General features: G+C 63.1%; 11 protein-coding genes. 1 reads left to right on the top strand and 10 read right to left on the bottom strand.

Annotated elements, in window-relative coordinates; all coding sequences use genetic code 11:
• Positions 1-164: 164 nt before the first annotated feature.
• The 7 genes from ACW172_RS20430 to ACW172_RS20460 all read right to left on the bottom strand — a co-directional run bounded on the left by ACW172_RS20430 (position 165) and on the right by ACW172_RS20460 (position 7473).
• Positions 165-929, bottom strand: coding sequence for a DUF6624 domain-containing protein (locus ACW172_RS20430; RefSeq protein ID WP_444572887.1), 765 nt, complete (start codon positions 927-929; stop codon positions 165-167).
• Positions 930-1193: 264 nt separating this feature from the next.
• Positions 1194-1391, bottom strand: coding sequence for a hypothetical protein (locus ACW172_RS20435; protein ID WP_444572888.1), 198 nt, complete (start codon positions 1389-1391; stop codon positions 1194-1196).
• A gap of 10 nt (positions 1392-1401) precedes the next feature.
• Positions 1402-2502: an MvdC/MvdD family ATP grasp protein gene (locus ACW172_RS20440; protein WP_444572889.1), complete on the bottom strand. Its 1101-nt coding sequence runs from the start codon at positions 2500-2502 to the stop codon at positions 1402-1404.
• A 6-nt stretch (positions 2503-2508) separates the two neighbouring features.
• Positions 2509-3159, bottom strand: coding sequence for a hypothetical protein (locus ACW172_RS20445; protein ID WP_444572890.1), 651 nt, complete (start codon positions 3157-3159; stop codon positions 2509-2511).
• 4 nt (positions 3160-3163) lie between these two features.
• Positions 3164-5308, bottom strand: a complete 2145-nt coding sequence (locus ACW172_RS20450) for a peptidase domain-containing ABC transporter (RefSeq protein WP_444572891.1) — start codon at positions 5306-5308, stop codon at positions 3164-3166.
• Positions 5308-6552, bottom strand: a complete 1245-nt coding sequence (locus tag ACW172_RS20455; protein ID WP_444572892.1) for an HlyD family secretion protein — start codon at positions 6550-6552, stop codon at positions 5308-5310. The genes ACW172_RS20450 and ACW172_RS20455 overlap by 1 nt, the downstream gene beginning before the upstream one ends.
• Before the next feature lie 264 nt (positions 6553-6816).
• The gene (locus ACW172_RS20460; RefSeq protein ID WP_444572893.1) at positions 6817-7473 is read right to left on the bottom strand and encodes a hypothetical protein; all 657 of its coding nucleotides are present in this window, start codon (positions 7471-7473) and stop codon (positions 6817-6819) included.
• A 209-nt stretch (positions 7474-7682) separates the two neighbouring features.
• Here ACW172_RS20460 and ACW172_RS20465 point away from each other — a divergent pair, with 209 nt between their 5' ends.
• Positions 7683-7991 (top strand): hypothetical protein, encoded by a 309-nt coding sequence (locus ACW172_RS20465; protein WP_444572894.1) that lies wholly within the window; start codon positions 7683-7685, stop codon positions 7989-7991.
• Positions 7992-8049: 58 nt separating this feature from the next.
• On the opposite strand, the gene ACW172_RS20470 is transcribed toward ACW172_RS20465, so the two are convergent.
• From ACW172_RS20470 to ACW172_RS20480, 3 genes are all read right to left on the bottom strand, one after another.
• On the bottom strand, positions 8050-11022 hold the full coding sequence (locus ACW172_RS20470) for a conjugal transfer protein TraG N-terminal domain-containing protein (RefSeq protein WP_444572895.1): 2973 nt from the start codon (positions 11020-11022) through the stop codon (positions 8050-8052).
• A 10-nt stretch (positions 11023-11032) separates the two neighbouring features.
• Entirely contained in the window at positions 11033-12409 is a 1377-nt protein-coding gene (locus tag ACW172_RS20475) for a conjugal transfer protein TraH (RefSeq protein ID WP_492035036.1), read from the bottom strand.
• Between the two features lie 114 nt (positions 12410-12523).
• Positions 12524-13456 carry a conjugal transfer protein TraF gene (locus ACW172_RS20480; protein ID WP_444572897.1) on the bottom strand — a complete coding sequence of 311 codons (933 nt, stop codon included), beginning with the start codon at positions 13454-13456 and terminating at the stop codon, positions 12524-12526.
• Positions 13457-13462 lie beyond the last annotated feature (6 nt).

The raw sequence follows: 13462 nt of genomic DNA on the forward strand, positions 1-13462 counted from the left end.
CTTCCATCCGTCGGCGGCGGTGATCGGGGCTTGAAGCTGGGTCAGTGCAGCATTGCTGGCTCTGCTCCGCCGATGGCCGAATGGCGCTCTCATCGGCGTTCAGCTTCGTAGCTGCATCGACCTTAGCGGCGGAACCCGCAATAGCCTCGCTGGAGGCCTGTCATCTAGTTGGTGCAAATAGACGCGGCGGTTCGGGCGTAATCCGTCATCGCTCCCAGCGCCAAGCGACCGCGCCGTCCTTCCAATCCCTCTGGGTCCCGCACCGGCAGGGCTTCCCATGTACTCCCCCGACAAGCGCCCTGAGTGCCGAACCATTGGGGTTCGTTGGCGGCGACCGCCACGCGGTCCATCAGGTAGGCCGCATGCCGTCGCTCATCGCGCGGAAGAGTTTCCGCTTGAAGCAGTTTCGACAGAGCCGCTTGCTGGAAGTCAGGTTCAGCGTCCGAGTGTTGAACCAGCAGCCACGCGGCGGTGCTGGCACTGGCGCCCCAGACGTCGCTGACGGGCCACGCCTCCTCGTCCAACAGACGGTGTTTTAGGGGCGAGACCTGACGATCGATATCACGGATCATCGCGCGCTTATCGGTCCAGCAGGGCCCCTCGGCCGAATCGTCCAGCCTACAGGCTGGCAGGGTGCGCGCCGCCTGATCGGCTTCGGACAGCAACCAGAGGCGGCCCAGATAGCAGACGCGAATGGTGCGGCTGCAGTCCGCCTCGGCCGCACGGATCCAGTTGTGGACGACGGCCTGCGCGCCGAGTTCGTCTAGTTTGCTTTCACGAAGACTATCTGCGGAAAGCGGAACGCCAACGGCGGTGATTTCACCCTTCAGAACGTCGAATGACGAACGCGCCGCCTCGAAAGCCTCCGTCTCGTCTGGTGAACAGGCGGCTGGCCTCTGCGGGCAGGTTGTCTCCATTAGGATCGCCATGGAGGAGTTGAGGAGTGATGCTCGAGCGCCGAGGCAGACCGGACCACCTCCGCAAGACTGCCTCGCCTCAACGGACCAAGAGAGGGCCTCAGCCGCACCAGGACCAGGCCGTTCGGGGGGCAGAGGATCGCCGCTTTGTCCGGCCATCAAGGCAACGGCAAGAGCAGAAAACACGCTGACGAGCCCAAGCATAGATTACCTCGAAATAAGAAGGCGATCAGGCTTCCCAGCCTGATCGCCCGCTCTCTGATCGCTGATGCGGGATCAGAATTTCCACTTCCACGTGCCGCCGGCGTCGCCGTCGGTGATGATTTCGTTGTTCGGCCGAATGGTATCGAGCGTCGTGCCGGGTTCGACCTGTTGGTCGCCGCCATCAGCGCCGGAGACAGCCATGACTTCTTCCGCCGTCAGTTCTCGGGCGAGAACCCGGTGAACGGTGCGGATTTGGGTGTCTTGTTTCATCTGTAGTCCCTCACAGCTCGGGCGACGCCACCCACTGTCGCGCCTCCTCCCGCAGCCTCAAATAGGTATCACTGCGTTCGAGCGCCTGCAACCGGCGCTTGTCTGAGGGTTTCCACCCAGCCAAGCTTCTTTGAGCAAGAAAATGGGCAAAGGCGTCGATCACCTGCATGTCCGGATATATCTGCTCCATGAAGAATGTCTGGCCAGCCTCATTCACTTCAAGGAAGACCAGCTCTTCGTCCGGCGTAACAATAAAGTCGAATGTTCCGTACACGATGCCCAAATCTGCCATGAGAGCTCGACATCGAGCGACCAGTTCGGCGGGCAATTCGAACGGCCGGGTGTTCTTCGCAGTCCAGCGGGCGCCCCGTGCGTCAACCGTCGAGGCCACCTCGGCCTGCGTGTTTAGGGCGATACTGAATTGTCGACCGCCGAAGATCGCGGTCCGCACCTCGAAGGCTTTGGCGATATAGGGCTGGTAGATCGCCGGCTGAATACTGATAGACGCATCGGGGATCAGACCGATGTCGTCGATTCGGGCGGTCAGCGACGTGGCGCGATTGACGTTCCACTCCCCCCAACCACCCATAACCAATGGCTTGCAGGCCAGAGGTCCGTACTTCTTGAAGAAACTCTTCACATCCTCCGGCGCGTTCGAGATTAAGGTGGGCGGCGTTGTCAGTCCGTGCTTACGGGCGAGGCTCAGTTGAAGCGCCTTGGAACTGGCGGCCATGCGTCCGTAGAATGAGTTCACCCAGAATGCCGTACTTCCGTAGGCCGCGATCTGGAGCGCCGTGAGGGTGTTCGAGTAGGAGTCCAACAGAGCCGACGCATATCGGCGGTCCTGCTCCTCCAAGTCCGCATCGCCCAAGTAAGGACCCTCCGGTCGCCTTAGCCAGACGGCGCGAAACCCTCCCTGGGGCAGGAGGTTTGGCATCACGGCCGAACGAAAGCTGGTGACCTTCTCGATCAGAAGGGAGTGCTGGTCCTGCATCGGATAGGTCGCGCCGTAGTGAAATTGGGGAGCGAATCCCATGCTCTCAAGGGCGGCCCCCACGAGATGACCGCCGGCGTCGTGGCTCTTCGTCATGATGAGGATGTCGGTTGTCACGCGCGGCTACCCATAGAAGTTAGAGACAGATTTCGCGATGTACGGTTTAGAGACCGAGCCGGCCCCATAGGCCATCACCAGAAGCCGCGCCGTGTAGAATACATGAAAGCGCTCGTCCCCGATCAGGGTGTCGAGAGCCAGCAGGATGCGCGATGTGGCGTTGGTTTGGGCAAGCGCGGCCTTGAGCGCTGTGAGGTGATGCAGGCTGTCGACCTCGGACACATGCGTGTCCGTCAGAAACTCATGAAAGCTGAAGGGCTCACGGGCCAGCGCCGACGTTGTCTCCGCCTCCAGCGCTGTGATCGCGGCCGAGCGATCAGCGTCCAGTTCGACCGGCGGAAAGAATCTTGCGAGCGCCGTGAAAATCTCTGCGTGGCGGGCTTCATCGAGTCCGTGCTGGCGTATCAACGTCCGGATTCGGACGATGGACAGGCGTTCCGACACCGCCAGTAGGGCGTCGGCGCCGATGCGTTCGCGGACACTATGGTCCGAGAACAGTCGACCGAGCCACCGGGGATCTGCGACTTGGCCAGCCAGTTCCGCATCGCGACGAAGGGCCAAGCTGCCGTCAATGAAAGACGGTGGCATAATCGATGCATAGACGGCGAGATCGCGCGACGTAAGATCCCCGAGAGCCGCCCTGAGGGATGGGAACATGCCGCTAGGCTCCCGTTTTCGCCCGCCCGCCCGTCTTGTGGCCGGCGCTGAGCGGACGCAGCTTTCCATCTACCAACTCCAGCACGCGATCAGCCCGCGCCAGAAGAGCGGGACGGTGGGCCACGACGATCCGCGTGATCGGCATAGCCTCGAGGACCTGGGCGATGGCCTCTTCGGTCGCGACGTCCAAGTTCGCCGTTCCCTCATCGAGGATCAGAATCCGAGGCTCGCGGTAAAGCGCGCGGGCCAACAGAACACGTTGTTTCTGTCCTCCCGACAGGATGGAGCCCATGTCGCCTACGAGGGACAGATAGCGCATGGGCATCCGAGCGATATCGTCGTCGACCAGAGCAGTCTTGGCCGCCGCTTCGACGCGTGCCATGTCGATGTCAGGATCGAAGAAGGCGATGTTCTCAGCGATCGAGCCGGACATCAGGCGATCGTCTTGGGCAACAAGTCCCACGCGGTCGCGCCAAGCCCGCCACACCTCGGGCGACGCTGGCTGGTCGTCCAGCTTAATCAAGCCCGAGGAGGGCGCGTGCAGCCCGAGCATGAGTTTTAGCAGGGTGGTCTTCCCGCCGCCGGAGACGCCCGTAATCGCGAGGTACTCCCCCTCCTCGACTGACAGGTTCAGGTCCTCAAGCACGGCACGGTCCGTGGAGCCATAACGAAACCCAACATCCGTCAGCGTCATACTTCCCCTGACGGTCATCGGCGAGGGCAGGCCTTCTGACCCAGGGTCAGCCTCCGCCGTCACGATGTCGGCCAGACGGTCCAGATGCAAGCCGATGAATTTGAACTGCACGGCTTGGCTGACGAGCGCGTTGGCGCGATCCGTGAATGTCTGGCGGAAGGCCAAGAATGCGACCAGCATCCCGATGGAGAAACCGGCACCCTCGATCACCATACGCGCGCCCAAGTAGAGTACGATCACCGTTTGCAAGCCGTTAATCAGTGACTGAATGGCCGTTTGAGCGATCTGGACCTTGCCAGCCGATACAGCGGCGTTCACCGCCGCCGCAAAGAGGTTCCGCCAGACGCCTTCGCGTTCAGCTTCCCGACCCATCACTTTGATTGTGGTGGCGGCGCGCACGGTTTCCATGAGTTGCGACTGCTCCCGGGCACGCTCAACAATCTGTTGCTCGTTTCGGGCCCTCATCATCGGAAACAGCGACAGAGCCAAGACTGTGTTGAGGGCTACCGCGCCGACGACCACTCCCGCGAGAGGCGGGGAGTAGGCAACGAGGATGACGATCGCCACAAGCGCCATGACGCCGTCAATGAGGCTTGTAACCACGCCATGGGTCAGGGTGTCCTGAATGGAAGTGGCCGACGAGATTCTCGACAAAATGTCGCCGACGCTACGCTTCTCGAACCAGTTCGACTTCAGCCGGATGAGGTGGTGGACCACGTTGCCGACCATTTGGAAGCTCAATAACTGACCCGTGGTTTGGATAAGCCAGCCGCGAAGCGCCTCAATGACCGTATGCAGGATGACGAGACCGCTGAAGGCGATGGCGATTGTGACCAGCAGGCCGGCGTCCCCCCGTAAAGCACCCTCGTCGATCACCAGCTGCATCTGGAAGGGCATCGCAAAAGCTACGAGCTGCAGGGCGACGGAGAGGGCTACGATCTGGAGGACGACAGGCCAGACCCCTGTGGTCCGGCTCCAGAGTGAGTTCAACTTGACGTGGGACCGGGCCACAACAGGCTCGAATCGCGCGGCTGGGGAGAGTTCCAGGACGACACCGGTGAAATGTTTCGAGGCCTCCGCCATTGGGATCTGGCGGATGCCGACCGATGGGTCGTGGATCACTATGCTGCGTGGATTGACCTTTTTGAGGACCACGAAGTGATTGAGGTCCCAATGCAATATCGCAGGCAGCGGCACGGTCGCCAGATCTTCTAACTCTACCCGTAGCGGCCGTCCGGTGAGCCCCAACTGGCCGGCGAGGACCATTAGGCCCTTCAGGGTCGCGCCTGCGAGCGACGTCGTGAACCGCTGTCGAAGGCCGTTCAAGTCGACATCGTGACCGTGATAGCGGGAGACCATCACCATGCAGGCCGCGCCACATTCCGCAGCCTCGGCCGCACGAACGAGCGGAAGCCGCTTCCGACCGCTGAAATCAAGACCTGCCTGCAGCTTCATCAGGACCGACGCCCCGCTGCGTAGAGCGGGTCGAATAACCATTCGAGGAGATTCCGCCTTTCAACAACGATGTCAGCCGACAACGTCATCCCGGCCTGGAGCGGGATAGACTGTCCGTAAGCCTCGATATCCATGCGCTCCAGGGCGACACGTACCCGAAAGACTGGCTCGGTTAGATTCAGCCCAGGCATGGCCACCTCTTCAGGTGCCAGCACGGTCCGGGAGACGGAGAGCACCCGGCCACGCCCCACCCCGAACTTCTGAAAAGGGAAGGCCTGGTACATGATCCGCACACTTTGCCCCGGCCTGATGAACCCGGCAGCGCGAGAGGGGGCGTAGATCTCCGCTTCTAGGGGCGCGTCTACCGGGGTAATCACGCCTACCACGCCGCCAGTGGACAGGGTTCTGCCAGAAAGACCAGGAAGGGCGGCGATCCGGCCCGATAGCGGGGCCACCACTAGATAGGTGGCCTGGGATTCTTGGGTGGTCGCACGCTGGTTCAGGTCCGCTTCCTCGGTGCGCGCCTGAGCCTGTACCTGCTGTTCTCGCCGAGGAAGTTCGGCGAGTTGGGCGTTGACCTCCCGAATTTGACGGCGCAGGCCCAGCTCGATCGCAGTGATCTCCGACAGGGTCTGTTCAGCCTGCAGTGCGGAAGACCGACGCAGCTCCAGCTCACGTCCGGGCAAGAACCCTTGGGCCGCGACCGTTTCGGCGCGTTGAACCTCGGCTTGCGCAAGTTGGAGCCGTTGGCGTTGCAGATCACCGCGCAGCCGGGCCTGGTCCATCTCCTCAGCCAGCCCGCGGCGGCGGTCTGCTAACTGTGCCCTCTCCGCACGCAGGTCCTCCAAACTCAGTCTGCCTTGTTCCAAGGCGGCTTCACGCTGGATCTGAAGGTTCCGCGACGCCGCAAGATAGGTGTCGCCCCCGGCGGTTACTTCCGAGAGGCGCATCGTCGCGATGATTTGGCCTTGGTCGACGATGTCGCCTTCCGCCACGTGAAGACGCTCGATTACGCCTCCTTGCCGGGCTGCGACGCGGATGAGACCCGCCGGCGGTGTAAGAAAGCCGCTCACCGTCTCCTTTCGGGAGTAGGTGCTGAGACCAGCGAAGAGCGCGACGACAGCTACGATCAGCAGCGCCGCAATGGTGAGTAAACGGCTCGAGACAGACGATGTCATGACGACCACGCCTGACAATCGCTGATTGGCGTGCTCGACAGCTTCCCTACGGTACAAATCCGACAATCAGCCCTCCCTGACACGTCTACACAGCAATACGATGTCTCTTCCCTCGCCCGCAACCTCACCGAGAGAAGAAGGAGATCGTTCCTATCTTCGCGACACAGGCCTGAGATAGGGCGGAACTCCCCGATCGACCTATCGATACCAAGCCAAAGCCATCGGGTTGATTAGTCTTTTTCCGCCGGCAGCCGCATCTCTCGATCCCGACGCTATGCAGGGCGACCTTGCTCCTGCATCCCATGCAACCCCCGGCCGGGCTTCCGCGGCCTAGCGCCGCCAAGCCAAGCCGGGGATTTCCGGTTCGCCCTCAATGAGCACTGCCGACGAGTCCGTGGACGCCTCGATCGCCTGCACCGTCTGGCGCAGCATGTTCTCGGTGAAGTCGCGAGGCGTGCCGACGAGCCGGTTGGCGAGGGCTCGGCCGAAGCGCTCGGTAAGGCCGCCGCCGCTGATCGCGGTGTCGCTGGCGAACAGGTTGAGGTGATAGCCCTCACGTTCTTCGTTCTTGTAGGGGAAGAGGCAGAGCTGGACGCGCAGCTGCTGCGATCCGGAGACCGAACGATTGACGTTGGCCGTCCACACGGCGCCGTCGCAGGTGGCGACCATGAACTGCTGGGTGCTGACGCCCCCAAGCGCCGCCAGACCGGCGAGACGACTTTCGGCCAGCGGATTGGTCAGCTGGAAGCGACCGGGTTGTTCGGGCGTCTGGACAGCGATCGGCCGGTTCGACTGAAAATCGCTGGCGTAGTTCTGCAGGATGCGCTCGGCAGCGTCGATGACTTGGCCCTTGGGGGCGTCCGTCTGGAAGTCGATCACCGCGTAGGCCTGATAGCTGCGTTGACGGCTTTGGGCCTCGGCCGGCGCTGCAGCGACGGTCGTCAAGGCGAGGATGGCCGCTGAGGCGGCCAGGGTGGCGATACGCATTTGGGAACTCCCTCTCCCGGGTTTTGAAGGCTTGACGGTCCCACCTTTCGGGACACTCAACTAGGTTGGCGCTGCAGGATCGCGGGGCTTATTATCCTCTGCGCTTGGCTTTCCGCGCGTGCTGCGGTGTCATGCAGCTGTGACGAGGCCCTATCGGTGGAGCGAAATCTGTGGTTGATAGAGAACAGACGCGGAACACGGAGGGTCCGATGCAACAGGGCGCTATTGACCAACTCGGGCTGTCGCCGGAGGCGACGCGGGTACTGAAGGCTCAAATGGAGAGCGGGTTGGCAGGCCCGGCGTTCTGGGCAGGCACGATCGTCGGGCTTGTCGTTAGCCTGACCTTCTTCGCTGTTGGCATAGGCTTGCTGCTTTGGACGGTTCCGCTGATCCCGGCGGCCGTCGAAGCCGGCGAGATCTTCATCGCCATCCCCGTTGTCATCGGGCTGTGCTTCAGCGTCGTGCCATTGGCCATTCTGCCCCATTTGGTGAAGGTGCTGAAGGCACGCCGGAGCTGAACCCGTCGCAATGAGATAAGGCGGCGCAGCTTCGGCTGCGCCGCCTTCGTTTTGTCCGCTAGTCAGCATTTCGCCGCGCCAACCGGGCCATCCCACCTGCCGTCTGCTGAGTATCGCTCTCGCCGAAACCGATCAGGCGGCCGTCCGCCGGCCGGTGCGAATCCAACATATCGGCTGCTTCCCCGGTCGATGCCCGAATCTGATCTCGCAGCGCCGAGTTGAACTGCGGGCGAATGACCGGCTCGTCGGCATCATTGGCCGGTCGCGGGCTCGAAGGTGCCCCGGCGTCGTTGTCACGATCGCGGTCACCGCCTCGGCCAGACCGCTGACCTACATCGCCAGATCCTGGACTTGCCGCCGCCGCAGCCGCCCTCTCCTCTCGTTCGGCCTGCCAAGCGCTCGACCCTGGTGCATGTTCGCTGATGGGCTCTCCGGGCCGCCCGAGGTTCGACATCCCGAACCCTTCACGGAGGGCCGCGCCCTCAGATGGGACGTCGAGCACTTGAACCGTACCTGGCTGGAACTGCTGAACGTTGGGCGCCACGTCTCTGTTCTGGGCAATTAGCTCCGGAACGGAGATCCGATCGGCTTGATCCTGCTGGAAGGCTCGGCCGATTTCGTCGATTCGGCTGATGTCTTCCGGCGTGCGGCCGGCCAGGATTTCGCGGGCCCGGTCCTCGTCGATGATCGCACCGTAGCTGTCTCGCGAGCCGACCAGTCGGTCCATTGCGAACGGGACGAACACGTTATTCATGTTGGTGTCGAACGTCGCAGAGTTGCTGCGGACGTAGTCAGCCCGCTGCTCGTAGGTCCGCGCTTGGCTTTCAGCGGTCTCCGCAGCGTTTGTCAGGGCGGCGGTAGAAGAGAAGGTGTCCGAGATCTTCTCGGCCGTCATATTCTGGGCAGTTGATGTCTGGCTGAAGGACTCCGCCGCATACGTCGCGGCAGTGCGATCGACGCGGTCGGAGAAGCCCTGCGATGACAACGCCTGACGAGCGGCTTGCACAGAGTCCGTTTCCGTATCGCTGCGCGATATACCGACCTGGCCAGTGACGCTGGCCCGCGCGCCAGCTGTTGCCTCGTTGCCGAACAGGGACGCGCCACCTTGGACTTGGGCGTAGGCCTCGATCGCGGCGCGCGCAGTGGCTTCTTTCGCAGTCGCCTGTGAATAGCCGTGTGTTCGCTGCAGGTTTTCGCTGACCTGATCCAAAGTCTGATAAAGCGAACCATGCGTCTCGCGGTTTTCACTCCCGGTTGTCCGGATTTGTGAGCTGCTGTTCAGCCAGCTGTTGACGGCCTCGACGCCTTCCGCCTGAGTTCTCTGCCATCCTTCCGTATAGGACTGCCTGAGCGCCTGGCTCTCTTCCCGGCGCTGGCCGGCTGCTTCGATGGCCGCCGCGCTGATCCCCTCGGAATGGCGGAAGCTAGCCGCAGTTTGCGACATCGACGACTGCAGGGTCATAGCCCCACCTGAGCCCATCTCCACCCGGTTCAGGTTCTGGTCAACGAAACGATAGTTTCCTTGATCGACGTCGAACGATGTGTGCTGGCGGTTGCCGGAGAGGTTGTTGAACGAGTGGTTCTCGAACGCTGTGTTGCCCAGCGAGATATTCCCCGTGGTGGACATCGAGCCCGCCGCCTCGGCTCCGCTGCGGAACTGCGAGAGCAGGGCTTCGCCCTGGCTTCCCACGGCCATCGCGCCCTTGGTCAGCAGCCCGGCCATCACGGGGATCATCATGGTCATGACGCCGGCGACGGCCGAAATGTCCGCGTTGACGCTTCCGATCGCTTCGAGGTTTGCGATCTTGATCCCCGCAGCAGTGTCCGGAAGGTAGGCGGCCGCCGCCGTCTTCGACGCGGCGGCGCCCATCGAGATCTTGTGGACGATGACGTACATCGGCCCCCAGAGCTGCAGATACAGGAACCCCGTCAGATAGCCCTGGATCATGCGCGGCCCGAGGCTCGGCAACAGGAAGGCCGGGAAGAGGATCGGGAACATGCCGATGAACAGCAGGTCGACCACGATCTTGAGGATGACGATCGCCTTCTCGGCGACGCCGCCCAGCAAAGCCTGGGTGTTGCGCGTCTGGATCTCTGCCTGGGTCTCGGCAAGGGCGCCCATCGACTCCCCGCCAGCCTCGGCCGAGAAGCCGGTGACGCCGCGGCGGATCGCGTTGGCCATCAGCACCTGTTGGAACGCCGAAGTCGCGTCACGCGAAGCCCCGATCATGATCGGGTGCAGCGTGCCCATTTCCGACATGAGGGCCGTCTGCAGTTCCGCTTCAGGAAGGTCCGGCCGCGACCGGCGCTCGAACAGGCGCATCGACGCCTGCAGCGTCGCCGCCCATTCGCTGTTCATCCGTCCGGCTGCCGTGGGGCAGGAAATGATTTCCCGGAGGTTCGACGGGTTGGTGTACTCGATCGACCGGCCGGGGTTCGTACCCTTGGTGACTGTGATATAGGTCCAGAGGTCATTCTGCCGGGCCAGTTCGCCGGCGGAATAGTAGCCGTCCAGGATATCGTAGTAGACGCAGCCCCGAATGAAGCTGCGCAGATTGCCGTCGAAGCGCGGATCCGCGATCTGGGCTGTACGCAGGCGCTCGAAGACCTTGGCCCCGTAAATCATACCTGTCTTCGAGTACCGCGCATCGGCCGGGTCGCCGAAGGCCGTTTCGGTGAGCTCGATCGTCCGATGGCCGATCCTGCTGGTCAGACTGGCGGTCATGCCAACCCCGAGCGGCACATTCGCCACGTCCGCCCCCGTGAGCGCCGGGTCGAACACATCGGTGACATGGACCTGCACCTTCGGCACCCACAGAATCCCGTAGGTGATGAAGGCGATCAGGAACCACTTCATGATCTTGCCGATGTTGAAATCGAACACCGCCTTCAGGATGCCCATCATCAGACCCAGGACGAGAGCCAGCCGCAGGAGCGACGAGATCCCGTCCGAGCCCGACAGCAGCGCTACCGCCTGGAAGACGTCGCGGTAGTAGGCGCCGCCGCCGTAGGTGATGACTTCGACATCCATGGCGGCGACCTCAGTTCGGCGTCATGCTGGCGGAGAAGGCGATGGTTTCGCCGATCCGCGTGCCCATCCGGGCCGCCAGCTGCTGTTCGGCGCGTTGGGTGCGCGCGATCATGTCCTCGATAGCCGACGTCTTGGTGTTCAGGACCTGCTGGCGCTCGTTGAGGATCGAACGCACCTGCTCGATGCTCTCACGCCACTCGCCCAGCTGTACTTCATCAATGCCGACCATGTTCCGCGCGCCGTCCTCGACCTGCGAAACCGAGCGGTTGATCCAGGTGTAGACCATGTCCAGGGCGATCACGTCGGCGTACTGCGCCATCGTGCCGGCGGCCGCCGCGCCCTGCTGGGCCGAGTAGACGCTGGCCATCTTGTAGACAGGCAACGACACCATGTTCAGGAAGTCCTGCTCGGCGGCGCTGAGCGTCTGGCGGGTCTGGATCTTCGTGATGATGCTGCGGAGCATCGCCTCGACGCGATTCTTCAGGGCCCGGTTGGCGGCCAGCGTTTGGGTGCCGCCGTACTTCACCGGGTTCAGGCACTTGTCGGTCGTATCGCACCTATGGACGCGGACAGCGCCGCCATCGAGGAGCTTGGTGATCACGCCATCCTTGGCGCCTTCCGCCGGCAGGACATCGATGATGCAGCCGTTGTTGTCCGGGCACCTGTAGATGATCGTCCCGGTCAGCGTCATGAACAGCTCGGCCAGGTCGCGGTCCCCCGCCAGCATCGGGTGCTGTCGGGTCGCTTCCCAGGCGATGTTCTTGTTGATCGGGATGACCTTCTTGTCCGCCTCAGGCAGGTTGTTGAGGTTCTGCGCCATCCGGTTCGGGCAATCGTGGCGGGCCGCGATCCGATCCGAATAGAAGCCCCGATAGGTCGACAGGTCGGTGCAGATCTGGTTCGACGCAGTGTCGCTCCGACCCCACAGGCCACCAACGAGGGCCTGCGCCTGCTGGCAGCTGTTCATGTTGAACTGGTTGATATCGCCGGCGACCTTCTGCAGCGACTCGATCTGGTCAGCGACGATCGGCGACAGACTCTTGATCGCCAGCATGAAAGCGTAGCTGATCGCGTTCGACGCCACGGCCTTCATGTGCGCGACCAGCTGGTCGCTGTTGATGAAGCTGAAGCCCCCGCTGAATATGTCGATGCCACCGCAGCCTGCGCGCACCGACGGCAGCTGGATCGCGCCAATCTGCGTCGTTTCCTGCGGCCCCCGGAAGGCCACGTTACCCAGCGTATAGTAGCCGGCGCTCTGTCCCTGGAAGGCGGTTGGGCCCGTGACGTTGGCCGAGCCGATCGAGCTGGACCAATAGCCGTCCATGCTGTCGTTGATGTCGGCCAGCGGCGCGGACGCCGTGAACAGGGTCAGGCTGGTCGTCGTCAACGCGACCAGGCCGAGACGACGACGACGACGCGAACGCGCGGCCTTGTCGATCGGAGATTTCGGCGTGGCGCCCTTCCGGGCGCGGTCATTGTTCCAGCGCATGTTCTAGGCTCCTTAGAAATCTGTGCCCGGCTCTTTGGAGAGCAGGACGAAAAGACGTTCGGCGATGTCATCGAGGGCCATGACGCCGGCCCCGGCGTAGGTCAGGCAGCCCTGCGGCTTCGTGCAGGGCAGCAGCTCAATCATCTGACCATTGGATCCCCGGATGCGCCGCGGACGGATCTGCCCTGTGCGAGCGTCGACGTCCGACGCTTGGAAGAACAGCAGTGCCGGGGTCGTCTGGCGGACGCCCCAGGCGGCGAGCTGCCCCTGGTCCCGCACGGCGTTGGGGAAGTGCTGGTTCGGCGCACCGTCGGCCGAGACGGCTCGGACTGACACGCCGTAGCGATCGGCGAAGGCGCGCACGATCGGGCTAGCGATCGTGCAGGCGCCGCAGCTACCCCGATACACATAGAACAAGCCGACCTTGTCCGAGACGCCGCGCAGGAACAGGTCGCGATCGGCAAGCCGATCATCAGTCCAGCCGTGCTTGGCGGCCTCCATGACCGGCCGCTGAATCGTGTAGTCCAGTTCAGGCGTGGTCCAGACCAGGCGTCGGAAATGATCCGCGAAGAGGCCGCCCTTTTCGAGCGCGATCTGCTGCAGACGGTAATACTCCTCGACCGTCTCGGGCGTCGGCCGCCACACCGCGACCTGACGGGCCTGCTCGAGGCGACGTTGATACTCCTCGAGCTCGGCCACCTCCGGCGGCACGGCCGCCGGGGCCAGCGCTGGCGTTACTGTGGCGGCCTGATCCTCTGCAGGCGGCTCAGGCCGCTGGCAGTAGAACCACATGCCCAGGTCGCGCCGGCAATACTCTTCGGCCGAGGCGTTATCCGACCGCGCTTGTTGCGCGGCGGCCGGGGCAACAGCCCCGATCGCCAGCGAAAGTGCGAGCGTGGACACGCTCAGGATGGCGCGCGAAACGGCACCCTTCATCATGGTCATCCCCTT

Source organism: Brevundimonas sp. ALps5 (genome assembly GCF_058681645.1).

Coding starts and splice junctions, on each gene's coding strand:
- ACW172_RS20465 (WP_444572894.1), top strand. CDS start 7,683: ATGCAACAGGGCGCTATTGACCAACTCGGGCTGTCGCCGGAGGCGACG.
- ACW172_RS20460 (WP_444572893.1), bottom strand. CDS start 7,473: ATGCGTATCGCCACCCTGGCCGCCTCAGCGGCCATCCTCGCCTTGACG.
- ACW172_RS20435 (WP_444572888.1), bottom strand. CDS start 1,391: ATGAAACAAGACACCCAAATCCGCACCGTTCACCGGGTTCTCGCCCGA.
- ACW172_RS20470 (WP_444572895.1), bottom strand. CDS start 11,022: ATGGATGTCGAAGTCATCACCTACGGCGGCGGCGCCTACTACCGCGAC.
- ACW172_RS20430 (WP_444572887.1), bottom strand. CDS start 929: ATGGCGATCCTAATGGAGACAACCTGCCCGCAGAGGCCAGCCGCCTGT.
- ACW172_RS20450 (WP_444572891.1), bottom strand. CDS start 5,308: ATGAAGCTGCAGGCAGGTCTTGATTTCAGCGGTCGGAAGCGGCTTCCG.
- ACW172_RS20445 (WP_444572890.1), bottom strand. CDS start 3,159: ATGTTCCCATCCCTCAGGGCGGCTCTCGGGGATCTTACGTCGCGCGAT.
- ACW172_RS20480 (WP_444572897.1), bottom strand. CDS start 13,456: ATGACCATGATGAAGGGTGCCGTTTCGCGCGCCATCCTGAGCGTGTCC.